23 protein-coding genes, 2 tRNA genes and 1 pseudogene are annotated in these 23146 nt (G+C 73.0%); 13 read left to right on the forward strand and 13 right to left on the reverse strand.

Annotation, left to right across the window (positions count from 1 at the left end; all coding sequences use genetic code 11):
* Window positions 1-59: 59 nt before the first annotated feature.
* The 3 genes from O7542_RS19985 to O7542_RS19995 all read left to right on the forward strand — a co-directional run bounded on the left by O7542_RS19985 (window position 60) and on the right by O7542_RS19995 (window position 3549).
* Complete coding sequence (locus tag O7542_RS19985) at window positions 60-1337, forward strand: Ig-like domain-containing protein (RefSeq protein WP_281605041.1); 1278 nt, start codon at window positions 60-62, stop codon at window positions 1335-1337.
* Window positions 1338-1498: 161 nt separating this feature from the next.
* Window positions 1499-2812 (forward strand): Ig-like domain-containing protein, encoded by a 1314-nt coding sequence (locus O7542_RS19990; protein ID WP_281605042.1) that lies wholly within the window; start codon window positions 1499-1501, stop codon window positions 2810-2812.
* A gap of 248 nt (window positions 2813-3060) precedes the next feature.
* Window positions 3061-3549 carry a hypothetical protein gene (locus O7542_RS19995; protein ID WP_281605043.1) on the forward strand — a complete coding sequence of 163 codons (489 nt, stop codon included), beginning with the start codon at window positions 3061-3063 and terminating at the stop codon, window positions 3547-3549.
* A gap of 281 nt (window positions 3550-3830) precedes the next feature.
* Here the strand turns inward: O7542_RS19995 and O7542_RS20000 are convergent.
* Window positions 3831-3903, reverse strand: a tRNA-His gene (locus O7542_RS20000).
* 90 nt (window positions 3904-3993) lie between these two features.
* The gene (gene orn, locus O7542_RS20005; RefSeq protein WP_082931010.1) at window positions 3994-4584 is read right to left on the reverse strand and encodes an oligoribonuclease; all 591 of its coding nucleotides are present in this window, start codon (window positions 4582-4584) and stop codon (window positions 3994-3996) included.
* Between the two features lie 74 nt (window positions 4585-4658).
* On the opposite strand from orn, the gene O7542_RS20010 reads away from it, so the two are divergent.
* A complete protein-coding gene (locus tag O7542_RS20010; protein WP_281605044.1) occupies window positions 4659-5954 on the forward strand; it encodes a glycosyltransferase 87 family protein in 1296 nt (431 codons plus the stop codon).
* 223 nt (window positions 5955-6177) lie between these two features.
* Here O7542_RS20010 and O7542_RS30540 read toward each other — a convergent pair.
* The 3 genes and pseudogenes from O7542_RS30540 to O7542_RS20025 form a co-directional block, all read right to left on the reverse strand.
* Window positions 6178-6399: pseudogene (locus tag O7542_RS30540) on the reverse strand (hypothetical protein); the annotation flags it as partial.
* Window positions 6400-7046: 647 nt separating this feature from the next.
* Window positions 7047-7781 (reverse strand): YcnI family protein, encoded by a 735-nt coding sequence (locus tag O7542_RS20020; protein WP_043326141.1) that lies wholly within the window; start codon window positions 7779-7781, stop codon window positions 7047-7049.
* A gap of 16 nt (window positions 7782-7797) precedes the next feature.
* On the reverse strand, window positions 7798-9474 hold the full coding sequence (locus tag O7542_RS20025) for a copper resistance protein CopC (protein ID WP_187693868.1): 1677 nt from the start codon (window positions 9472-9474) through the stop codon (window positions 7798-7800).
* A 213-nt stretch (window positions 9475-9687) separates the two neighbouring features.
* Between O7542_RS20025 and O7542_RS20030 the strand changes: the two genes are divergently transcribed.
* The 4 genes from O7542_RS20030 to O7542_RS20045 are packed head-to-tail and all read left to right on the forward strand — an operon-like array spanning window position 9688 to window position 12627.
* Entirely contained in the window at window positions 9688-10275 is a 588-nt protein-coding gene (locus O7542_RS20030; protein ID WP_064446940.1) for a sigma-70 family RNA polymerase sigma factor, read from the forward strand.
* A 30-nt stretch (window positions 10276-10305) separates the two neighbouring features.
* Complete coding sequence (locus O7542_RS20035) at window positions 10306-10830, forward strand: MauE/DoxX family redox-associated membrane protein (protein ID WP_043326143.1); 525 nt, start codon at window positions 10306-10308, stop codon at window positions 10828-10830.
* Window positions 10823-11539 carry a thioredoxin domain-containing protein gene (locus O7542_RS20040; protein WP_281605046.1) on the forward strand — a complete coding sequence of 239 codons (717 nt, stop codon included), beginning with the start codon at window positions 10823-10825 and terminating at the stop codon, window positions 11537-11539. The genes O7542_RS20035 and O7542_RS20040 overlap by 8 nt, the downstream gene beginning before the upstream one ends.
* Window positions 11536-12627, forward strand: coding sequence for a hypothetical protein (locus O7542_RS20045; RefSeq protein WP_281605047.1), 1092 nt, complete (start codon window positions 11536-11538; stop codon window positions 12625-12627). The genes O7542_RS20040 and O7542_RS20045 overlap by 4 nt, the downstream gene beginning before the upstream one ends.
* Before the next feature lie 227 nt (window positions 12628-12854).
* Here the strand turns inward: O7542_RS20045 and O7542_RS20050 are convergent, their stop codons facing one another.
* The 4 genes from O7542_RS20050 to O7542_RS20065 are packed head-to-tail and all read right to left on the reverse strand — an operon-like array spanning window position 12855 to window position 15548.
* A complete protein-coding gene (locus O7542_RS20050; RefSeq protein ID WP_281605048.1) occupies window positions 12855-13616 on the reverse strand; it encodes an ABC transporter ATP-binding protein in 762 nt (253 codons plus the stop codon).
* On the reverse strand, window positions 13613-14383 hold the full coding sequence (cbiQ, locus tag O7542_RS20055; RefSeq protein WP_043326150.1) for a cobalt ECF transporter T component CbiQ: 771 nt from the start codon (window positions 14381-14383) through the stop codon (window positions 13613-13615). Before cbiQ ends, O7542_RS20050 begins: the two co-directional genes overlap by 4 nt.
* A 2-nt stretch (window positions 14384-14385) precedes the next feature.
* The gene (locus O7542_RS20060) at window positions 14386-14832 is read right to left on the reverse strand and encodes a PDGLE domain-containing protein (RefSeq protein WP_281605049.1); all 447 of its coding nucleotides are present in this window, start codon (window positions 14830-14832) and stop codon (window positions 14386-14388) included.
* The gene (locus O7542_RS20065) at window positions 14829-15548 is read right to left on the reverse strand and encodes an energy-coupling factor ABC transporter permease (protein WP_043326154.1); all 720 of its coding nucleotides are present in this window, start codon (window positions 15546-15548) and stop codon (window positions 14829-14831) included. Before O7542_RS20065 ends, O7542_RS20060 begins: the two co-directional genes overlap by 4 nt.
* Before the next feature lie 123 nt (window positions 15549-15671).
* Here O7542_RS20065 and bcp point away from each other — a divergent pair, with 123 nt between their 5' ends.
* The 3 genes from bcp (at window position 15672) to O7542_RS20080 (ending at window position 16938) form a co-directional block, all read left to right on the forward strand.
* Complete coding sequence (bcp, locus tag O7542_RS20070) at window positions 15672-16142, forward strand: thioredoxin-dependent thiol peroxidase (protein WP_043326156.1); 471 nt, start codon at window positions 15672-15674, stop codon at window positions 16140-16142.
* A 108-nt stretch (window positions 16143-16250) separates the two neighbouring features.
* Window positions 16251-16326: transfer RNA gene (locus tag O7542_RS20075), tRNA-Leu, on the forward strand.
* A gap of 84 nt (window positions 16327-16410) precedes the next feature.
* On the forward strand, window positions 16411-16938 hold the full coding sequence (locus O7542_RS20080) for a GNAT family N-acetyltransferase (protein ID WP_064446937.1): 528 nt from the start codon (window positions 16411-16413) through the stop codon (window positions 16936-16938).
* 141 nt (window positions 16939-17079) lie between these two features.
* Here O7542_RS20080 and O7542_RS20085 read toward each other — a convergent pair whose 3' ends face one another.
* Both O7542_RS20085 and O7542_RS20090 read right to left on the reverse strand, forming a co-directional pair.
* Entirely contained in the window at window positions 17080-18078 is a 999-nt protein-coding gene (locus O7542_RS20085) for an expansin EXLX1 family cellulose-binding protein (protein WP_281605050.1), read from the reverse strand.
* A 71-nt stretch (window positions 18079-18149) separates the two neighbouring features.
* On the reverse strand, window positions 18150-18449 hold the full coding sequence (locus O7542_RS20090; protein ID WP_043326160.1) for a hypothetical protein: 300 nt from the start codon (window positions 18447-18449) through the stop codon (window positions 18150-18152).
* A 165-nt stretch (window positions 18450-18614) separates the two neighbouring features.
* On the opposite strand from O7542_RS20090, the gene O7542_RS20095 reads away from it, so the two are divergent.
* Window positions 18615-19682 (forward strand): LCP family protein, encoded by a 1068-nt coding sequence (locus tag O7542_RS20095; RefSeq protein WP_043326162.1) that lies wholly within the window; start codon window positions 18615-18617, stop codon window positions 19680-19682.
* A 109-nt stretch (window positions 19683-19791) separates the two neighbouring features.
* Entirely contained in the window at window positions 19792-21234 is a 1443-nt protein-coding gene (locus O7542_RS20100; protein ID WP_043326163.1) for a sugar transferase, read from the forward strand.
* On the opposite strand, the gene rfbD is transcribed toward O7542_RS20100, so the two are convergent.
* Together rfbD and rfbB are read right to left on the reverse strand one after the other, a co-directional pair.
* Entirely contained in the window at window positions 21203-22081 is an 879-nt protein-coding gene (gene rfbD, locus O7542_RS20105; protein ID WP_281606488.1) for a dTDP-4-dehydrorhamnose reductase, read from the reverse strand. The genes O7542_RS20100 and rfbD overlap by 32 nt on opposite strands.
* Complete coding sequence (gene rfbB / locus O7542_RS20110; RefSeq protein ID WP_281605051.1) at window positions 22078-23079, reverse strand: dTDP-glucose 4,6-dehydratase; 1002 nt, start codon at window positions 23077-23079, stop codon at window positions 22078-22080. Before rfbB ends, rfbD begins: the two co-directional genes overlap by 4 nt.
* Window positions 23080-23146 lie beyond the last annotated feature (67 nt).

Here is a 23146-nt window from a genome sequence, read left to right on the forward strand (position 1 = left end):
GGGTCAGATGGCGTCGATACGGCACGATGTCCGCCAGGCATGTGAGGACAGGGGTGGGCATGGGCAGGTTCTCGCGGGCCGGGGCGACGGTGGGCGCCCTGGTCCTCACGGCGTCGCTGGCACTGACCGGGTGCGGCGGCGGCGACGAGGGGAAGAAGCCGGCGTTCGAGCCCGGCCAGCAGCAGGTCGGCGGCGTCTCGGCCTCGGCGCCCGCCGACCCGAGCGCCGCCCCGACCGGCGGCGCCCCCGCGGCGGCGCTGACTGTCAGCCCGGCCGACGGCGCGGCGAGCCGGCCGGTCAGCACCGAGATCAGCGCCCGCATCCCGGGCGGCGGCACCGTGTCGAAGGTGGTGCTCGCCACCGCCGACGGCACCGCCGTCGCCGGACGGATGCGACGGGACGGGTCCAGCTGGGTGCCGTCGGCCGCGCTGAAGTACGGCACGAAGTACACCGCCACCGTCACCGGCGCCGGCAAGGACGGCCAGACGTACGAGGGCACCAGCACGTTCACCACGATGGCCAAGCCGAAGTCGATGATCGGCTCCGGGCTCTACCTGTTCAGCGACAAGACGTACGGCGTGGCCATGCCGGTGGTCGCCGAGTTCTCCCCGGGCATCCCGAAGAAGGACCGGGCCGCGGTGCAGAAGCGGATGTTCGTGCAGACGGACCCGCCGCAGCCCGGCGCCTGGCACTGGGTCGACAACGGCACCCAGGCGTACTACCGCGCCCCGGAGTACTGGAAGACCGGCACCACGATCACCGTCCGGCTGGCGCTGGCCGGGATCCCGCTGAGCAACGGCCGCTACGGCAACATCGACCGGAGCGCCACCGCGAAGATCGGCCGCGCGTTCGAGATGACCGTCGACAACGCGACGAAGCGGATGACGGTCTCCGAGAACGGCACGGTGATCCGTACGCTGCCGGTGAGCCTGGGCAAGAAGAGCACCCCCTCCTCCAGCGGCACGATGGTGGTGATGGAGAAGAAGGAGTCCACCGTCTTCGACACCCGCAGCGAGCCGGACCCGGCCAACCGGTACGTCACCGAGATCGACTTCGCCCAGCGGATCACCTGGGGCGGCGAGTACATCCACGCCGCGCCCTGGTCCGAGGGCGTGCAGGGGCGCCGGAACGTCTCGCACGGCTGCGTCAACGTGTCGATGGCCGACGGGCGGTGGCTGTTCGGCAAGACGCTCGTCGGTGATCCGATCACGGTGAAGGGCACCGAGCGGCGCCTCGCCCCGGGCAACGGCTGGACTGCCTGGAGCTTGAGCTGGTCGGAGTTCGTCGCCGGCAGCGCGCTGCCGGTGCCGGAGGGCGGGCAGTCCGCCCCGTTCTGACCGGCGTACCGTGGTCGGACACGCCACCTCCGACGAAGCGCCGGGCGGCCGTGGAATCGTTACATCCCGGCGAGGTGTTCCGGTTCACGCCCGGCAACGCGTAAGCGCTCCGGCGCGTCTGACCTGAGACGACGCCGAACGGCATCACTTGTGAGGGAATCATGCGAGCTGGCCAGGACGAACCGATCAGGGGCGGGAGCGCCCCGCGCGTCGGCCGCCGCCGCGCGCTGGCGGCCGGGGTGCTCGCCGCCGCGTTGGCCCTGACCTCCGCCTGCACCGGCGGCGGTGGCGGCAAGCCGTCGAGCTGGCAGGGCGGCGGCGACGGTGGCGAGAAGGCCCCGAAGGCCGCCGCCACGATCAGCGAGCCCGCCGCCGACGCCAAGGACGTGCCCGCCTCCACCGCCATCGTCTTCACCACGACCGAGGCGCAGGAGACGACGGTCGAGGTGAAGGACTCCGCCGGCAAGGCCGTCGACGGCGCGGTCGCCGCGGACGGCAAGAGCTGGCTGCCGGCCGGCGCCCTGGAGTACGGGCAGACGTACACCGCGACCGTGACGGCGACCGGCGACGACGGCAAGCCCGCGACCGCCACCAGCACGTTCACCACCATGGCGAAGCCGGCCAAGCAGGTCCGGGTCACCAGCTTCCTCGGCGACAACCAGGTCGTCGGCGTGGCCATGCCGCTGATCGTGAAGTTCGGCCGGGCCATCCCGGAGGACTACCGCGACGACGTGCAGCGCCGGATGATCGTCACCGCCAAGCCGGCCCAGGAGGGCATCTGGCACTGGGTGAGCCCGACCGAGGTGCGCTACCGGCCCAAGACGTTCTGGAAGCCGAACAGCACCGTCAGCTACAAGGTGCAGGCGGGCGGGCTGCCGCTCGGCGGCGGCTGGTACGGCCGGTCCGACCTCACCGTCGACGTCAAGATCGGCCCGTCGTTCGTGATGACGGTCGACAACCGCACCAAGCGGATGACTGTGACCCGCGACGGCAAGGTGGTCAAGACCATCCCGGTGAGCCTGGGCAAGAAGAGCACCCCCTCGTCCAGCGGCACGATGGTGGTGATGGAGAAGCTCCGGCACACGGTCTTCGACACCATGGAGGAGCTGGGCCCGGAGGAGGGCTACCGCACCGAGATCGACTACGCCCAGCGGCTCACCTGGGGCGGCGAGTTCATCCACGCCGCGCCCTGGTCCGAGGGCGTGCAGGGCCGGTCGAACGTGTCGCACGGCTGCGTCAACGTCTCGATGAAGGAAGGCAACTGGCTGTTCGCCAACACCCGGATCGGTGACCCGATCACGGTGAAGGGCACCGAGCGCAAGCTCCAGAACGGCAACGGCTGGACCGACTGGAACATGAGCTGGGCGGAGTACGTCAAGGGCAGCGCCCTGCCGTACGAGCCGCCGGCCGCCGACACCCCGGACCCCGACACCACGCCGGACGCCGGTACGCCGAGCGTCGAGCCGACCCCCTGAACCCCGCTCACGACGAAGCCCCCTCCGGAAGGAGGGGGCTTCGTCGTGAGGAGACACACAGGCCATGTCTTGTCGGGACCGCGCTCGTTCCCCTCATGGCCGGGCGCGCCATGGACCTTCCGTCAGCCGGTCGTTGAGGTGGTCAGATGAGCAGCGCGGCCTGGCTCGACGAGTCGATGCGTCAGCGGCCCGACCGCAGCGGCATCTACGTGCTCGCAGCGGCGGTGATATAGACCGGCGAGGTCGAGATGGTCAGGTTCGACGCTGCCAGGCTGGCTCCGACGCCCCGGGCCCGCGTTCACTACCGGGACGCGACCGACGGCGAACGGCGCAAGATGGTCCAGGCCGTGGCGTCCATGACTGCAGCGGTCCATGTGGTGGTCATGGGAACCGGCATGGACAGCTCCCGGCAGGAACGCGCCCGGCGGCTGTGCATGGAGCAGATGTTGTGGCAACTCGACCGGGCAGGCGTGGAACACTCGAGCATCGAGACCCGCACGGCGTCGCTCAACGCCAAGGACACCGCTGCCATTGCTCAGTTCAAGCGGCGGCGGATCATCTCAGGACGGATCAAGATTGACTTCGTGCGGCCGTACGGACCGCAGAGTGATCCGCTGCTGTGGCTGCCGGACATCGTTGCCGGCGCGGTCAGCAGCGCACACGGCTCAGCTCATGGGCAACAGCTGCTCGCTCCGCTGACGCCCACACTGAGGATGTCCGAGATCGAACTGCACTGACTGTGAACATGCGCGGGGCCGAGGTCCCGGTCTGCCCCGGGAGTCCTCGGCCCGACTTCCGACCACATCCGCGGACTGATCGGCTCCATCTACCACCTCAGTGTAGGCGTGCTTCTTCGGACAGGAAGCACATCGCGTCGATTTCCAGCCGGAGTTCGAACGCCTTCCGCAGGGGAGACGCGCACTGGCGGGGCCACGACTCCCCTGCGGTGCCCCTGAAACGACTCACGCCCCCTCGGAGGAGGGGGCGTGATCAGGCAGTGGAGCAGATCCACTATCGGGGTGACTGATGGGAATTGAACCCACGACAACCGGGACCACAACCCGGTGCTCTGCCAACTGAGCTACAGCCACCATGCTCGCCGCTTGCGGTTGCCCGGGCGGTGCGCGGACTAATAATAGCCACACTCCGGCCGACCCCGTCCACCGGGTTCGGCGCGGGCGTCAGAGCTGGGCGGCGATCGCCTTCGCGGCCTCGACGTCCGGGCCCGGCAGCGGCACGAACACGGTCCGCCGGTAGTACTCCAGCTCGCGGATGCTCTCCCGGATGTCGGCGAGCGCCCGGTGGGCCAGGCCCTTCTGCGGCTGCCCGAAGTACACCCGCGGGTACCAGCGCCGGCACAGCTCCTTGATCGACGACACGTCGATCATCCGGTAGTGCAGGTGGGCGTCGAGCCGGGTCATGTCGCGGGCCAGGAAGCCCCGGTCGGTGGCGATCGAGTTGCCGCACAGCGGCGCGGTACGTGGGTCCTTCACGTAGCTGGTCACGTAGTCGAGCACCATGTCCTCGGCCTCGGCCAGGGTGACCGTGGAGCGGCGCACCTCCTCGGTGAGCCCGGACTTGGCGTGCATGCTGCGCACGATCTCCGGCATGCCGTCGAGCACCTCGTCGTCGGCGTGGATCACCACGTCGACGCCGTCACCGAGCACGTTGAGATCGGGATCGGTGACCAGCGCCGCGACCTCGATCAGCGCGTCCCGCCGCAGGTCCAGCCCGGTCATCTCACAGTCGATCCAGACGAGAAGATCAGCCACCGGAACAGACTACGCGCCGCCGACCCGCCCGCGCCTCGGCACGGTGGCCGACGTGGACCGCTAGGGTTTCCTGCGTGCCAGCCGAACCCGCCGCCCCACCCGCCGTCGCCCGCGGCGACGTGGGCGCGCGTACGGTCCGGCGGGTCGTAACGGTGCTGGCGCTGGTCGCGATCCTGCCGGCGCTCTACCTGCCCAACCTGCGCCACGACTACTACGACCAGAAGATCTACATGTCGGCGATGGACTGGTGGGCGGCCGGGCATCCGCTCTACGACTACGTCCAGCCGGACCGGGTGCAGGGCGCGCTCTACTTCACCTATCCGCCGTTCGCGGCGCTGCTGCTGCTGCCGTTCGGCTATCTGCGGCTCGGCGTCGCGGTCGCCACGTTCGTGGTGCTGACAGTGGCCGCCGTGGTGGTGACGACCCGCTGGCTGGTGCTGCCGGTGCTGCGGCGGCACGACCTGCCGCGCGGGTTCGGGCTGACGGTCGCCGTGCTGCTGGTGCTGGCGGTGGAGAGCACCCGGGAGACGCTCACGCTCGGGCAGATCAACATGCTGCTGGTGGTGCTGATCCTGGCCGACCTGCTGTTCGCCGTACCCCAGGGGCGACGCTGGGCCGGCGTGGGCGTGGGACTGGCCGCGGCGCTCAAGCTCTTCCCCGGCATCTTCGTCCTCTACCTGCTGGTCGCCCGCAAGTGGCGGGCGGCGGCGGTGGCGGCGGCGACCGCGGCGGCGGCCACGTTGCTGGCGGCGGCGGTCGCGCCCGGTGACTCGTGGCGGTTCTGGACCCACGAGCTGTGGGCCACCGACCGGGTGGGCCGCACCGACTACACCGGCAACCAGTCGCTGTTCGGGCTGCTCAGCCGCCTGTCCGCGTCGGCCGAGGCGGACCGGCTGCTGTGGCTGCTGCTCGCGCTGGCGGTGGCCGCGTTCGGCCTGTGGCGCGCGGCGCGGGCGGCGCGCGCCGGGGACGCGCTGGTGGGGCTCACAGTGACCGGCCTGGTGGGCGGGCTGGTCAGCCCGATCACCTGGATCCACCACCTCTACTGGTTCATCCCCGCCGTGGTGGTGCTCGTCGACGCGGCGCTGGACGCCGATCCGGCGACGCCGGCCGGGGCGCGCCGCCGGGGCGGGCTGTTCGCGCTGGCCGCCGTGGTCGGCCTGCCGATCGTGTACGGCCTGGTGACGTTCCAGGACTGGGGCACCGCCATCGTGCACACGGACGACCCGGTCGACTTCGTCGTGCGCAACGTGTACGTGCTGCTCAGCCTGCTGTTGCTGGTGGTGCTCCCGATCCGCCACCACCGGGACGAACCTCAGATAACACGGACTGAACGGACACACCTCGCAACAAACGGCGATCAGCGCTAATCTGGTCTCAACTACCTCAGATTTCTCCCAGGTAGCACCGATCCCCCGGTGAGGACGGCCCTCCGCGTCGGCAGCGCGGAGGGCCGTTCGGTTCTTCCGGTCAGTCCTGGTCGTCCGGGCACCGGCCGGGCGGCGGGGCGATCGCCGCGCGGGTCCGCCCGTGGGTGCCCGAGCCCACCGCCACCAGATGCCGTTCGGGCCGCGACGCCGGACCCGGCTGCCGGCCCAGCCCACTCAGCGAGGTGACGCCGAGGCGCCCGGCCAGCACCGGCACCTGGTCCGGCTCGACCACGAAGACCACCTCACGCGGCCGCAGCGGCCGCAGGAGCACCACCACGGCGAGGACCACGAGCAGCGTCCCGCCGGTCAGCAGCGCCCACGCCAGCCCGGGGAACCAGCCGGCCCGCAACTCGCCCCGCATCCGCAGGTCGAGCCCGTCGGCGCCGTCGACGCGCATCACCACCAGGCTCAACGACCGGCCGCTCAGCTCGGCCGGGCTCCACTCCAGCGAGCCGATGCCCTCGCGTACCCAGAAGGGCTGGGCCAGCGGCACGGCGACACCGTCGCCGGCGGTCGCCGGGTCGAGATCGACCGGAAGCGCCCCCCGGGTGACGGCGACGCGGCGCACGGTGCTGTGCGGGACGTCGGCCAGCCACCGCCGCACCTGGTCGGTCGGGGCGAGTCCGAGGAAGACCGGGCCGTGATCGTCCCGTGCGGTGAGGTGCAGCCGGGCCTGCCCGGTGCGGGCCACCGGCAGGTCGGTGCGCAGCAGCGCGTCCACGTCGGTCACCAGCACCGCGCGGGCGGGCGTGCGGACCGGCTCGAACCGGGCGCCGAAACCGCCGTCCGGGTCGGCGTGCCGGGCCGCGAGCCAGAGGCCGGCGCCGGCCAGCAGGGCCGGAACCCCCAGCGCCAGCAGCACCATGCCGGCGATCGTGCGTGCGAAACGCATTCGCGTCGTCCCTCTCGGTAGCCAACTACCCGCCAGACCTTACCGACGCGGGTCGGCCGATCGCCGGATATCGGCGGCACCCGGCCGGGACGGCGACCGGCCCGGCGGATCGTTCCGCCGGGCCGGTGCGTCGCTCGCGTTCAGGACTTCGCCGCGGGCTCCCGCCGGGTACGCGCGAACGCCAGACCGCCGAGGACCAGGCCGGCCAGTCCGGCGACCAGACCGGCCACCCCGAGGGCGGTCGCCGCGCCGGAGCCGGCGTCGTCGTCATCGTCGTCGGCCGCCGCGGCGGCCGGCGCGCTCGCGCCCGGCGAGGCGGGCGCGTTCTCGGCGGCGGCCAGCTTGAGCACCGGCGCCGGGTTCTCCGGCTCCTCCGCGCCCGGCGTCGGCTCCTCGATCCACCGGGAGACGTTGCCGTCGGAGTACGTCTGGAGCACCTTGAACACCATCGTGTCGACCTGCGGCAGCGGGCCCATCGACACCGGGAACTCCTGGAACTCGCCCGGCTTCACGCCGCCGTTCGGCGCCGCGGTGAAGGTGAGCTTCGACACCGCCTCGGTGAGCTGGCTGCCGTGCACCTCGATCGGCGGGTCGACCTTGCGCTTCTCCACCGCCACCGTCCAGCCCGGCACCGGCATCGTGGACACCGAACCGACGGGTGCGTTCTCCGGCAGGTTCACCTCGACCTTGACCGTCGACGCCGTGTCGCTCTCGTTCGGCACCCGGAAGGCGAACCGGCCGTAGCCGCCCTGCTTGCCCTCGGCCGGGTTGATCGTGACGTGCGCCGAGGCCGGCCCGGCCAGGCCGAGCACGGTCGTGGCGACGGCGGTCAGGGTCAGCGCGGCGACGGTCGCGGAGCGCCGGAGACGGATCATCAGTGGGACCTTCCCGTTACTTGATCGGCACGGTGGCGGTCACCGTGGCCTGGTCGATGTCGGACGTGCGGACGGTGATGCGCAACTGCCAGTCACCACGGGCCGGCAGGTTGACCTCCCCGGTGGCGTGGTTGTCGCTCAACGGCAGCAGCGGGACCGTGATCGGCTCGATCCCGGCCGACGGCAGGGCGGCGGTGACCTTCCACTCCTGCACCGGCTGCGGCCGGTTGTCCGGGGTGTAGGCGTACAGGTGCATCGAGTTGTTGCCGGTCTCGGCCGGGTCCAGCTCGACCTGCAGCGAGTAGATCGGGCTGCTCAGCGTGGTGGAGAAGTAGCCGGGCGAGGCGCCCGGCGCGTCCGCGACGGCGGTCCGCGCCGGTGTGGTCTGCACGAGCGTCGCCGACACGCCCAGCACCACCGCCGTGATCACCAGCTCGGCCACCACCGCCCGCCGCATCGAGCCCGGCCGTCCGGCGGCGACGCGCCGCCGCACCAGCGCCCGGGAGTACGCGGCCACGCCGATCACCAGCGCGAACAGCGCGATCTTGGCGAGCAGCAGCTGCCCGTACGTGGTGTCGATCAGGGCCTGGAGGCTGGCCACCTCGATCAGCCCCTGCACGGTGCCGGCCAGCAGCAGCGCGGCCACCGCGAGCGCCGCCCAGCGGGACCAGATCGGCAGGATCGCGTCCAGCTCGCGCTCGTCGGCCCGGCGCAGCAGGAACACCGCGAGCATCACCAGCCCGCCGAGCCAGACCGCCATGGCGCCCAGGTGCACCGCGTCCACCACCACCGACACGGCCGGGGCCGGCGAGGCCGCCGCGTGCCCGGCGAGCGGCCAGGTGAACAGCGCGGCGCCGCCGAGAACGGCGAGGATGATCCCGTCGGTGCGGCCGACCGGGCCGGCGAACAGCGGCCGGAGCAGGAACGCCGCCGCGGCGATCAGGCCCAGCCGGACCAGGTGGGTCGTGCCGTACGCGCTACCGAGCACGTCGCCGAGCCCGGAGCCGGTCACGTCGAACAGGCCGCCGCCGTTGACGTAGGGCACCTGGAGCCAGATCTCGGCCAGCGTCGCCACCGCCAGCACGCCCAGCCCGGCCCAGGCCAGCCGGGCCGGGCCGCGGCGGGACAGCCGGCGCGGCCAGAGCGCGGCCAGCACCAGCGCCGGGCCGACGAGCAGCAGCAACCCGGCGTAGCCGGCGTACTTCGCCACCTTCACCGCGGTCTCGGTCACCGGGTTCGCCCGGTTGTCGGTGCCGCTGTCCGTCGGCGGCTCGGACGGCGCGCCGACGGAGTAGGTGAAGGCGCCGGAGACCGGGTGACTGTCCGCCGAGATGACCCGGTAACTCACCAGATAGGTGCCGCGCCCCGCGCCGGGGTCCACCGGGATGGTGACCTCGGCGCCCTGGAACGTCGGCTCGCCCCGGTCGGCCCGCGAGCCGTCGGGGGCGATCACGCGGACCTTCCCGGGCACCTTGCGGACGCTCTCGCTGAAGGTGATCACCACCTGCGCGGGCGCGTCGGGCACCACGGCGGAGGCGGCCGGGCTGCTGCTCACCAGCACCGCGTGGGCGCTGGCCGGGGTGGCCGGGACGAGCAGCAGGGCGACCAGCAGGAGCAGCAGCCCGGCGACGGCCCCGGATCGGGCGGCGACGGCCCGGGACGGGCGGCGTACGGCAGCAGTCATGACCGCCATGGTTCCCGAACCGGAGCCGATCCGGCGAGCCGGTCCCGGGCGGGCGTGACCGAGCGCCCACCCGGCGCGGCGGCGCGCGCCACGCCGGGCCTGCTCGGAGGTCATGGGAGGGTAGTCGGACGGCGGCGGGAAAAAGTTCCCGGCGTGTGCGGGACCACGGAATGGGCCGAAGGACCCTGTCCCCTCCAGGTACGCCGCGTAACCTCGGGTGACGTGATCCCCGGCTCGCGTGACACCGCCGACGACCGCCCCGAGGCGGCCGCCGAGGCTGTCCGGGACACGGCCACCGGCTGGGCGCTCGCCGCCCGCGACGGGGACCGCGACGCGCAGGCCGCCCTCGTCCGGGCCACCCAGGCCGAGGTGTGGCGCTTCGCCGCCGCGCTCGTCGACCCGGACAGCGCGGACGACCTGACCCAGGAGACGTACCTGCGGGCGTTCCGGGCGCTGCCCGGCTTCGAGGGGCGCTCCAGCGTGCGTACCTGGCTGCTCGGCATCGCCCGCCGGGCCTGCGCCGACCACCTGCGCACGGTGGTACGCCGCCGGCGGCTCGACGCGCGACTCGCCGCCCAGGCCGCCACCGACCGCCCCTACCCGGACCCGGCCGGTCAGCTCGGCGCCACCGACCTGGTCCGCCGGCTACCGGCCGAGCGGCGCTCCGCGTTCGTGCTCACCCAGTTGCTCGGCCTGTCCTACGCCGAGGCCGCCGACGTGGAGGGGGTGCCGGTGGGCACCATCCGCTCCCGGGTGGCCCGCGCCCGGGACGAACTGGTCGGCGCCGTCGGCGACACGATGACCGGATAGCGGGAACCTTTCGTGACGCTCGGACGACGAATGACTGTGACCCCCTCCCCCTCCCCGGCCGGCCGCTGGCAGACCCTGCGCCCCTGGCTCGGCGTCGCCGCCCGCCTCGGACTGGCCGCCGTCTGGCTGATCGCCGGCGGCACCAAGGTCGGCGATCTCGCCGCCTCCGGCCGGGCCGTCAACGCCTACCAGGTGATGCCGTACGAGCTGGCCACCGTGATCGGCGCGGCGCTGCCCTTCGTCGAGCTGGCCCTGGGTCTGCTGCTTCTCGCCGGGCTGGCCACCCGGGTCAGCGCCGGGATCTCGGCGGTGCTGCTCGTGGTCTTCATCGCCGGCATCGCCTCGGCCTGGGCGCGCGGCCTGGCCATCGACTGCGGGTGCTTCGGCAGCGGCGGCCAGCTCGCCGCCGGCGAGACACCCAGTTACCTCCCGGAGATCCTCCGGGACCTGGGGTTCCTGGCGCTCGCCGGGTTCCTGCTGATCTGGCCCCGCACGCCGTTCTCGGTGGACGGCTGGCTGGCCGGCGACGACACCGTGGAGGACACCGATGAGTAGCCGCAAGGGCCGCAGGGACGCGGCGCGGGTGGTACGCGAGCAGATCGCCCGGGAGAAGCGTCGCAAGCGCACGCTCTGGACGTCGATCGCCGCCGTGCTGGTGCTGGTCATCGCCGGTGGCATCGGCTGGGCCGTCTACTCCAGCCAGAAGTCGGACGACTTCACCGCGCCGCCCGGCGCGAACGACGCCGGCACCGGCATCGTCCAGGGCACCGGGCCGGTCACCATCGACCTGTACGAGGACTACCTCTGCCCGGCCTGCAAGCAGTTCCAGCAGATCAACGGCGAGACGCTCAACCAGCTCGTCACCGAGGGCAAGGCCAAGCTGGTGTTCCACCCGGTCGCCTTCCTCAACCGCTTCTCCACCACCGAGTACTCCACCCGCTCCTCGGCCGCCTCCGGCTGCGCCGCGCAGGGCGGCAAGTTCCGCGAGTTCACCGACCAGCTCTTCGCCAAGCAGCCGCCGGAGGGCGGCGCCGGGCTCAGCAACGACGAGCTGGTCGACATCGGCGCGGGCGTCGGGCTGAACCGGGACGAGTTCGCGTCCTGCGTCTCCGACGGCACGTACCGGTCGTGGACCGAGCACGTCACCGACGAGGCGAGCAAGGCCGGCGTGACCGGGACCCCGACCATCAAGATCAACGGAAGTGAGCTGCGGGACCGCAGCCCCGAGGGAATCAGGGCAGCGGTGGAGGCGGCCGGGAAGTGATCCCCGCACCCCTGCGCCGGGCCGCGCTGGTGTTCACCGGCGCGGCCGTCGCCCTGCTCACGTTCGCCGCGCCGGCCGCCGCGCACGGCGCGGACGCGCCCGACGGCACCGACTACCGCGCCACGATCACCGGCGTCGAGCCCGACCGTCCGGGGCTCACCGCCCGCATGGTGGAGGCCGGCGCGCGGCTGGAGCTGACGAACGACACCGGCGCCGACGTCACGGTGATGGGCTACTCCGGTGAGCCGTACCTGCGCGTCGGCCCGGGCGGCGTGTACGAGAACGTCCACTCCCCCGCCACGTACCTGAACCGGACGCTGGCCGGCGAGACCCGGCTGCCCGCCGAGGCGAACCCGGCCGCCGCGCCGGACTGGCGGCGGATCGACGACGGGCCCACCGCCCGCTGGCACGACCAGCGCACGCTGTGGCGGGAGGAGGCGCCGCCGGCCGCCGTCGCCACCGACCCGGACCGGGAGCACCGGGTACGCGACTGGTCGGTGCCGCTGCGCGCCGGTGACACCACCGGAGCCGTACGCGGCACGCTGGACTGGGTGCCGCCGCCCGACCCGTACCCCTGGTGGGTGGCCGCCACGCTCGGCTTCCTGGTGATCGGCGCGGCCGGGCTGGCGCCGGGCGGCACGACCGCCGGGGTACGGGCGCTGCGCGGCGTGGGCGCGCTGCTCGCCCTGGGTGGCGCGGCGACAGTGGCGCTCACCGTCGCCCGGGCGTTCGACACCGGCACCCCGGGCCTCGGCGGAATGCTCGCCGAACTGTTCACCGGGCAGGTGTGGACGCTGCTCACCGGCCTCGGCGCGCTCGCCGCGGGCGGGTACGCGCTGGCCCGCCGCCCGGCCGCCGACTTCGTGCTGGCGCTGGCCGGCGCGTGCCTGACGGTGTTCGCCGGGGTGACGAACCTCGCCGCGCTGTCCCGCGCGATCCCCCCGGCCGCCGGCCCGCCGGTCCTGGTGCGGGTGCTGGTGGTGGTCGGCCTGGCGACGGGAGCCGGCGCGGTCGCGGCGGGCCTGTTGCGCCTGCGCACCGCAGCAAGAGCAGCCCGCCCCACCCCCCACCCAACCCCCACGCCCTGACCATCTGCGAGCGCCAGGCAGCCCGAGTGGAACACCACGGGTGTCAAACCGCCCTCGACACACCCATCACGTTCCACTCCCGCCGCACTCGCCCCCGGGCGGCGCGATCTTGCAGTTGCCGCCCCGGGCGTGCGGCTTTTGCCCGGAATGCCCGGGGCGGAAAGTGCAAGATCGCGGCGGAGGGGGGTGGGAGGGAGGGAGGGAGGGAGGGAGGGGCTAGGGCGGGGTCAGGACGGGCGGGGGGCGAAGCCGTAGGGGAGTTCCAGGCGGTGGGCCGTCAGCAGCGCCTCGTCGGACAGGAGGTCCGCGGTCGGGGCGTCGGCGACGATCCGGCCGCCGTCCAGGATCACCGAGCGGGGGCACAGCTCGGCCGCGTACGGCAGGTCGTGCGTGACCATGAGCAGCGTCACCGGCAGGGCACGCAGGATCTCCGCCAGCTCCCGGCGGGCGGCCGGGTCGAGGTTCGACGACGGCTCGTCCAGCACCAGGATCTCCGGGCGCATGGCGAGCACAGTGGCCACCGCCACCCGGCGTCGCTGCCCGAACGACAGGTGGTGCGGGGCGCGGTCCCGGTGCTCGCTCATCCCGACCGCCGCGAGCGCCTCGTCGACCCGGGCGGCCAGCTCGGCGCCGCGCAGGCCCAGGTTGGCCGGGCCGAACGCCACGTCCTCGGCGACCGTGGGCAGGAACAGCTGGTCGTCCGGGTCCTGGAAGACGATGCCGACGCGGCGGCGTACCTCGGCCAGCGTGTCCCGGTCCCGGGTGACGGTGAGGCCGCCGACGCTCACCGTGCCCTCGGTCGGGGTGAGGATGCCGTTGAGGTGCAGCACGAGCGTGGTCTTGCCGGCGCCGTTGGGCCCGAGCAGCGCCACCCGATCGCCGCGCGGCACGGTCAGGTCCACGCCGTGCAGGGCGACGTGACCGTCCGGGTACGCGTACCGGACGCCGTTGACGTCGAGGGAGGGCGGCTGCTGCACGTACCCGATCATTGCAGGACGAGCGCGACGGCGGCGATGGTGGCCGCGATCGCCGGCACCGTCGCGGCGACCGCCCACTGGCCGGCGGTGGCCGCGCCGGCCCCCTGCCACACCGCCGGCATCCGGCCGGTGTAGCCCCGCGAGAGCATCGCCAGGTAGACCCGCTCGCCGCGCTCGAACGCGCGCAGGAACAGCGCGCCGACCCCGGCCGCGAAGCCGCGCAACTGCCACAGGAACCGCGGGTCGTCGCCGCGCGACACCCGCGCCACCCGCATCCGGCGGGCCTCGCCGACCAGCACCTCCAGGTAGCGCAGCATGAACGTGGCGATCTGGGTGAGGATCTGCGGGCACCGCAGCCGGTCCAGGCCGAGCAGCAGGTCCCGCGTCGTCGTGGTCGCCGCCAGCAGAAGCGACGCGAGTACGCCGAGCGTGCCCTTGGCGAGGATGTTGAACGCGCCGTGCAGCCCGTCCACGGACAGGGCGAGCCCCGCCACCTCGACCCGCTCCCCCGCCCCGAGGAACGGCAGCGCGAACGCGAACAGCACGAACGGCAGCTCGATCAGCGCCCGGCTGAGCAGCCAGCGCGGGCCGACCCGGGCCAGCGCGGCCACCACGGCGACCAGGAGCGCGTACCCGCCGAAGGCCCAGTACGCCTCCCGGGGCGTGGCCACCACCGCGACGGTGAACAGCACCATCGCGGCGATCTTCACCTCCGGCGGGAGGCGGTGCACCGGCGAGCCGGACTCGCGGTAGAGCACGTGGGCGTGCCCGGCGCCCATGGTCAGCGGCTGCCGGTGGACGGGGTCGCTGCGTCGTCCGCCGGGTCGGCGCTCGCGGTGTCCGGGGCGGACGCGGCGGGCGCGGCGGGGCCGGCGGACGTGGCGGGCGTGGCGGGGCCGCGGCGGCGGGCCAGCCAGAACAGGCCGGCGCCGAACGCGAAGGTGAGCAGCACGCCGAGCACGCCGGACAGGCCGGTGGAGACGAAGTCGTTGCCGATTCCGCGTACGCCGTAGTCGGCCAGCGGGCTGTCCGCCAGCTCGTGGTCCTTCGCCTCCTGGGCCGGACAGCTGCCGCCGGTGATCTCGTCGTCGGCGTTCACCGTGCAGCCCTTGAGCAGCGAAGAGTCGAGCCCGTCCGGGTGCGAGGAGGCGTAGTTGCTGACCACGCCCGCCAGCAGCAGCGCCACCAGCAGGCCGCCGAGAAGGAACGGCCACTGACGCTTGCTCATCGGGCACCTCCGGCGACCGGGACGGCGGGAGCCGGCGTGACCGGCTTGAGGGCGCGCAGCGCGTACACCAGGTCGGGCCGGACCTTCGCGACGGTGACCACGGTGGTCGCGGTGATCAGGCCCTCGCCGATGCCGATCAGCAGGTGGGCGAAGGCCATGGTGCCGGCCAGGCCGGTGAGGTTGCCGCCGAGGTCGGTGGTGCCGCCCAGCCAGTACTGCAGGACGAAGCCCTGGGACGCGACCACCACGCTGACCAGCGCGGAGACGAACGCGGTCACCGCCAGGCCGGCCGGGGTACGCGGCAGCACACGCAGCAGGAGCGCGATCAGCAGGTACGCGGCGGCGGTGCCGAGCAGCGCCATGTTGGTGATGTTGAGGCCGAGCATCGCCACACCGCCGTCACCGAAGACCAGCGCCTGCACGATGAGCACCACGGCCACGCAGAGCGCGCCGACCCAGGGGCCGACGAGCATCGCCGCGAGCGCGCCCCCGAGCAGGTGGCCGCTGACCCCGGCGGTGAAGATCGGGAAGTTGAGCATCTGCACGGCGAAGATGAACGCCGCCACCAGCCCGGCCATCGGGGCCAGCCGGTCGTCGAGGTCGGCTCGGCCCCGCATCACGCAGAACGCGAGCGCGGCGAGGGCGAGAGCCGCGAAGATCGCGGCGACCGGACCGTTGATGATCCCGTTGGAGATGTGCATCGCCAGGGTGTCCACGCGCTCAGCGTATTTCCAGGAAGGCACTGTTGCCAATATCTGGCAACAACCTCATGATGGCCGTCACCGCGTCCGCGCGTCGCCGTCCGCCGAGCGCACCGGCCCGGCGGTATCGTCACCGCCATGACCGACCGCCTCAAGCCCGGCGACCCCGCCCCCGAATTCACCCTTCCCACCGACGACGGCGGGACACTCTCCCTGGCCGACCTGCGCGGCCGCAAGGTCATCCTGTACGCGTACCCGGCCGCCATGACGCCCGGCTGCACCAAGCAGGCATGTGACTTCCGGGACTCCCTCGCCTCCCTGCAGGCCGCCGGCTACGAGGTGGTGGGCATCTCGCCGGACAAGCCGGCCAAGCTGGCGAAGTTCCGCGAGCGGGACGCGATCACGTTCCCGCTGGTCTCCGACGCGGACAAGGCGGTGCTGACCGCGTACGGCGCGTTCGGCGAGAAGCAGATGTACGGCCGCACGGTCACCGGCGTGATCCGCTCGACGTTCGTCGTGGACGAGGACGGCAAGATCGAGCAGGCGTTCTACAACGTGCGGGCCACCGGCCACGTCGCCAAGCTGCGCCGGGATCTCGGGCTCGACTGAGGTCGGCGCGCGGTCCGGCTCGTGACGGCCGCGCCGCAGTGGTGACCCCGAATGTGGTCTACGATCCGGAGGCTGTGACACCGGTCCGCGGGCGGTGGTCACGATGAAGGGGCCGTAGCCCAACGGCAGAGGCATGCGGTTTAGGTCCGCACCAGTGCGGGTTCGAATCCCGCCGGCCCTACCAGTCGCCGGTGCCACGCGCACCGGCGACTGTCGGGAAGGTCACGAACGCGGGTCCGCACCGCGCCGCCACGAGCAGGATTACGGCGTGGACCTGCGTTTCTCCCTCGACCCCGACCTGACCCCCGAGCTGCGCGAACAGATCATCGCGCTCTGGGTGGACGTGACGAACGCCGGCGGCGCCGTCGGCTTCGTCGCCCCCGTGACCGCCGACGAGGTACGCCCGCTCGCCACCTCCACGCTCGACGAGGTCGCGGACGGGCCGGACCGGCTGCTCGTCGGCCACGAGGGCGAAAAGCTGGTCGCGGTGCTGGTCATCGCCGACAACCGGTTCCACCTCAAGACGCACTGGCGGGTGCTCAAGCGCGTCATGGTGCACCCCGACACGCAGGGGCGCGGCCACGGCGCGGCGCTGATGCGCGAGGCCGAGCGGATCGCCCGGGGGCTGGGCCTGGCGGCGCTGCACGTGACGGTCCGCGACGGGCTGGGGCTGGACCGCTTCTACAAGCGCCTCGGCTACCGCGAGATCGGCCGCCTCCCCGCCGCGCTGCGCCTGTCCGCCACCGACGCCCGCGACGAGATCCTCATGTGGCTGGACCTCCCCACCCCAACCTGACCCCCTCCCCACCTCGCCCCGCCTCCCCCCGCCCCGCCTCGCTGATCTTGCACTCATGGCCCCGGCAGATCGGGCATTCACGACACGCACGGGTCCCCAAGTGCAAGATCAGCGAGGGCGGGGGCGAGGGGCGGGCGAGGGCTAGGCGCAGCTTGTGGGGGTGGGTGGGGTGGCGGCTGCCTGCACGACGGGGTCGGCGAGGGCTGACGTGGGGGCCGCGGGGGTGGGGGTGGATGCGGTCGGGGTCGGGGTGGACGGGGGCGGGGATGCGGGGCGGGACTTCTTCGGGGTCGGTGTGGTGGCGGCGGGCTTCGCGCCGTACATCCGGACCGCGCTGCGCTGCACCTGGCCCGGGAGCATCCGGACGCCGGTGGCGGTCGCGCGGTTGCCGTACACGTCGGTGACCCGGATCGTGTACGGGCCGGGGCCGGCGCCGGAATCGATCAGCCAGTAGTTGTAGTCCTGCCGCTGGGCCGCCCGCCACGATCCGTTCTGCCGGACCTCGACCGAGCGCAGCGGGTTGCCGTGGTCACCGACCAGGACGGCGAACCACCACTGCGACGAGCCCTCCTTCATGCGGAAGGTGAGCGGCCCGGGCAGCGGCGGGTTCACCACGGCCCGGTAGCTGACCTTCACCACGCCCTGCACCGGGTCGGCGATCCGGGCGAACGCTTCCGCGGACAGGTCGAGGTGGCCGGGGGCGCACTCCGGGCACTGGTCCATGACGAGCACCCGGACCGTGCCGCGCGGACCGGTGACGTCGAGGAACCCGCCGCAGGAGGCGCCGGCCGCGTACTCGCCCGGGCCGAGCGCGACGTACATCCGGTTGGCCGGGGCGGCGGGGCGGGAGCAGTTGCCGCCGGCGCCCGCGGAGTCGTAGAAGGTGGCCTTGCCGCTGCGGGTCGTCCCACCGACGGGCGGAGCGGCGCCGAGTGGACCCGCCGCCAGGACCGGGACGCCGGCGGGTGGAGGCGGGGCCGCGCAGGCGGGGGCGGCGCCGCCGCGTACCGCGAGGGCGACAGCGACCGCCGCCGCGACGGTGACCAGACCGGCGGCGGCGAGCCGGCGACGGCGCGTGGCCGCACGGCTGGCGGGCGCGTGGTCGTCGGTCGGCGGGTGGGGTACGGTGCCGTCGGTCACGCCGGTCGATGCTGCCGGACCGGCGTGCCGCCGGACAAGCGAGCTAAGCGAAAGCTAAACCGGCGCGGCGGCTAGTACGGCCGGACCGCGCGGGCGGTGGCGACGATGCCGGCCAGCTCGTCGGCGAGGTCGGGGCGTCCGCGCAGCGAGTCCTCCAGGCGGACGCGCCACACTCCGGTCTCGACCGGGATCCGTTCGTCGCCGGACCAACGGACCCGGTCGCGGGTCTCGTCGAGGGCCGCCCATGTGGCGGGGCCGAGCAGATCGCCGAGTACACGGTAGAGCCAGCGGAACAGTTCCTCGTCGTGGATCGACGCGCCGATGACGCGGGCCGCGTCCCACGCCACCCGGGGCTGGTGGATAACCTGCATCTCGACTCCTCGGTCGACCTGGCTGCCTCACCATCATCGATCCGTGACGCTCCTCACGGCAAGGCCCGGCACGCCGGTCGTGCGGCTCGCCGACCGGTGCCGAGGCCCACCGCCTGCCGTCCGAGGGTCCCCCCGCGGCGCAGCGCGAATCAGTAGCATCGCAGCATGTCAGATCGCCATCAGCTCGCCGATTCCGACGCCCGCTCCGGGGTCTCCGATGTGGAGGCGGGCGAGCCGGTGCGGGAGAAGGCGCCGCGCCGTCGCCGGGGCCGCCGGATCGCCCTGATCGTGCTGCTCGTGATGGTGCTGCTCGCCGGCGGGGGCGCGCTGGCCGGCGGCCTGTACTACCGCTCCGTCGACAAGTCGATCGAACGGGTCGACGCCTTCGAGGGCGTACCGGAGGAGTCGCGCCCGCAGGTCGAGGTCAAGGGCGCCATGAACATCATGATCCTGGGCAGCGACTCCCGCGACCCGGAGAGCACCGGCGGTTCGCGCAGCGACACGATCATCCTGGCCCACCTGCCGAAGGACCGGTCGAGCGCCCAGCTCATCTCGATCCCGCGGGACACCTGGACGGCCGTCCCGAAGTCGAAGGAGGGTCGCGGCGGTCGCGACGCGAAGATCAATGCCGCGTACGCCTGGGGCGGTGTGCCGCTGATGGTGCAGACGGTGGAGAAGTTCAGCGGCGTACGGGTGGACAACGTGGCGATGGTGGACTTCGCCGGCTTCAAGGAGATCATCGACGCGCTGGGCGGTGTCGAGATCGACGTGGAGAAGGGGTTCACCACGAACTACTCGCTGATCGGCACGCGGACGTTCAAGAAGGGCCGCCAGACCATGGACGGCGCCGCTGCGCTCGACTACGCGCGGGAACGGCACGCCTTCCCCGACGGCGACTTCGCCCGCATCCGGCACCAGCAGCAGGTCATCAAGGCCATTCTGGACAAGGCCGCCTCGGGCGGGGTGATGACCAACCCGGCGAAGCTCAACTCGTTCGTCCGCGCCACGTCGAACTCGGTGGCCGTCGACAAATCACTGTCTCTGGTGGACCTCGCGATGGAGATGCGTGGCCTGCGCAGCGGCAATCTGACGTTCTTCACCTGCCCGGTGAAGGGGACCGGCCGGGTCGGCAGCGAGAGCGTCGTGTTCCCGGATCCGGCGCGCGCGAAGACGCTGTTCGACGCGGTCCGCCGCGACTCGGTCCCGGAGATTCTCGCCGTCAGCGGAAAGTAGGACGTCGATCTGCCATGCCGGTGGTGGCGGCGCGGCGGGGCCGCTCGTATCCTGCGATCGTCGTCGGTCTCCGCATCCGGGCCGGCGGCGTCACGGGGGAGGATCGACAATGCCACGCCTTCCGGCGTTCGAGCATCCGGCCGCGCCGTCGAACGATCCGCCGATGAACAGCGGCCTGGACACGACAACGGTCCTGCCCTACGCCGGGTCGCGGGCGTCGACGCGTACCCGATGGGTGCGCGCGTGGATGGTGACCGCGCCCATCGACGTGGCGGCGCTGCTCGCGCCGCTGCTGCTGACCCAGAACTACTGGCGCGGCACGCTGGCCAACGCGGCCCTGACGGTGGGCTTCTTCGCGGCGGGCGGACTGTACCGGCCGCGCCGGCACATCAGCATCCTGGACGAGCTGCCGAGCCTCGGCGGGCGGCTGCTGGCCTCCGGCGCGGTGGTGGCGATCATCGCGGCGCTGCGGCACGACTCGGTGCCGCACGTGAGCGGCTTCGTCCAGGGCGTCGCGTTCTCCGCCGGCCTGGTGATCGTCGGGCGCGCGCTGAACAGCCGGCTCGTCCTGCTGGCCCGTAAGCGCCGGTGGGTGGAGCGCAACACCATCGTCATCGGCGGCGGTCCGATCGGCGGGGAGCTGGCCCGGCTGCTGCGCCGCCACCCGCAGTACGGGCTGCGGTTCGTCGGCGCGGTGGACGCCCCGTCGAGGCCCCGCATGGGGGCGTTGCCGCTGATCGGCACGATCGACGACCTGGAGAAGCTCACCGACATGCTGGAGTGCGAGGTCCTGGTCATCGCCGACCCGGACTGCTCCGAGTCGGAGCTGATGGAGTCGCTGCTGCGTCCGGCCAGCTCGCGGTGTGACCTGTGGGCGGTACCCCGGCTGTGGGGCTCGCGGTCGCAGGGCGGCTACCCCGACCACATCGGCGCCATTCCGATCGTCAAGATCGGCGACACCACGCTCACCGGCCCCCGGTGGCGGCTCAAGCGGGCCTCGGACGTGGTCTTCGCGGTGACCGCGCTGGTGGTGCTGAGCCCGCTGCTGCTGCTCTGCGCCCTCGCCACGTTCCTCGACGGCGGCCGGGGCGTGTTCTTCCGGCAGGAGCGCATCGGCCGGTTCGGCAAGCCGTTCCACGTCATCAAGTTCCGGTCGATGCGCCCGGAGGACGAGCACGAGTCGCAGACGACCTGGTCCATCGCCCACGATCAGCGGGTCGGGCCGATCGGGCGGTTCATGCGGCGCACCTCGCTGGACGAGCTGCCGCAACTGTGGAACATCCTGCGCGGTGAGATGAGCGTGGTGGGGCCCCGCCCGGAGCGGCCGTACTTCGTGGAGAAGTTCTCGGTGGAGTACCCGACCTACGCGATGCGGCACCGCGTACCGGTCGGGCTCACCGGGCTGGCGCAGGTCAGCGGCCTGCGCGGGGACACGCCGATCTCGGACCGGGCGCGGTTCGACAACTACTACGTCGAGAACTGGTCGCTCTGGCTCGACATCAAGATCGTGCTGCGTACCGTCAGCGAGGTGTTCCGGGGCGGTGGAGGCTGAGCGCCTCGGCCAGGTCGGCGTACCAGTCCCCCGGCGGCGGCAGCTTCGCCGCGGCCCACCGGCCGTGCGCGAGCACGCTGTAGCGGGGACGCCGCGCCGGGCGCGGGAAACTGTCGCTGGTGGTGGGCCGGACCCGGTCCGGGTCCAGGCCGCGCAGGGCGAACACGGCGCGGGCCAGGCCGTACCAGGTGGTCTCGCCGGCGGCGGTGCCGTGGTACGTCCCGGGCGCCGCGTCGCCGGCCAGCGCCGCGTCGGCGAGCGCCACGAGCCGCTCCGCGAGACGGTACGACCAGGTGGGCTGCCCGCGCTGGTCGTCCACCACGTCGAGCCGGTCGCGTTCGGCGGCCAGCCGCAGCATCGTGGTGACGAAGTTGCGGCCGTGGGTGGCGTAGAGCCAGGCGGTACGCACCACGTACCCGGTCTCGGGCAGCAGCCGGGCCACCGCAAGCTCGCCCGCGAGCTTGCCGCGCCCGTACGCGTTGACCGGGTCGGTCGGGGCGTCCTCCGGGTACGGCTCGACCGCGTCCCCGGCGAACACGTAGTCGGTGGAGACGTGCACCAGGCGCGCGCCGGACCCGGCGCAGGCGTGGGCCAGGTGGGCGACCGCGTCGCCGTTGACAGCCGTGGCGTCCGCCTCGCGGGTCTCCGCGCCGTCCACGTCGGTCCACGCTGCGGCGTTGAGCACCACGTCGTGCCCGCTCACCGCGTCCCGGACGGCGTGGGCGTCGGTGACGTCGAGGCCGGCGCGGGTGGCGGCGGTGACCGACAGGTCCGGCCGGGTCCGCAGCACGGCGAGCAGGTCCCGCCCCAGCATGCCGCCCGCGCCGGTGACGAGCACCCGGGTCACCGGCGGCCGGCCGTCTTCAGCGGTTCCCACCAGGCCCGGTTGTCCCGGTACCAGCGCACGGTCTCGGCCAGGCCCCGGTCGAGGTCGATGGTCGGGGCGTACCCCAGCTCGTCGCTGATCTTGCTGATGTCCAGCGAGTAGCGGCGGTCGTGGCCCTTGCGGTCGGTGACCGGGACGACCCGGTCCCAGCCGGCGTCGCAGGCGGCCAGGAGCCGCTCGGTGAGCTGCCTGTTGGTCAGCTCGGTGCCGCCGCCGATGTGGTAGACCTCGCCGGCCCGCCCCTTCTCCTGGACCATCGCCACGCCCCGGCAGTGGTCGTGCACGTGCAGCCAGTCCCGCACGTTGCCGCCGTCGCCGTAGAGCGGCACGGTGCCGCCGTCGAGCAGGTTCGTCACGAACAGCGGGACGACCTTCTCCGGGTACTGGTACGGCCCGTAGTTGTTGGAGCAGCGCGTCACCACCACGTCCAGGCCGTGGGTGCGGTGGTAGGCCAGCGCCAGCAGGTCGGACCCGGCCTTCGAGGCGGAGTACGGCGAGTTCGGTGACAGCGGCCAGTCCTCCGTCCAGGAGCCGGAGTCGATCGAGCCGTACACCTCGTCGGTGGAGACGTGCACGAACCGGCCGGCGCCGTGACGCAGCGCGGCGTCCAGCAGCGTCTGGGTGCCGAGCACGTTCGTGGTGACGAACGGCGCCGCGCCGGTGATCGAGCGGTCCACGTGCGACTCGGCGGCGAAGTGGACGATCACGTCGTGGCCGGGCACCACCTCGTCGACGAGCGCCGCGTCGCAGATGTCGCCGTGCACGAAGCGCAGGCGCGGGTCGTCGCGTACCGGGGCCAGGTTCGCCAGGTTGCCGGAGTAGGTGAGCTTGTCCAGCACGGTGAGCGCCGTGGGCGCCGTCGCGGGCACCCCGGCCGCGTCACCGCCGGGCACGCCCAGCAGCATCCGCACGTACTCCGACCCGATGAAGCCGGCGCCGCCGGTGACGAGGATCCTCACGGGTGGAGGAGTCTACGCCGTACCCGCAGCGCAGGCGGGACGTCGACGGGCCACGGTGGTGACGGCG

This window comes from Micromonospora sp. WMMC264, from assembly GCF_027497275.1.
Lineage (GTDB): Bacteria > Actinomycetota > Actinomycetes > Mycobacteriales > Micromonosporaceae > Micromonospora > Micromonospora chalcea.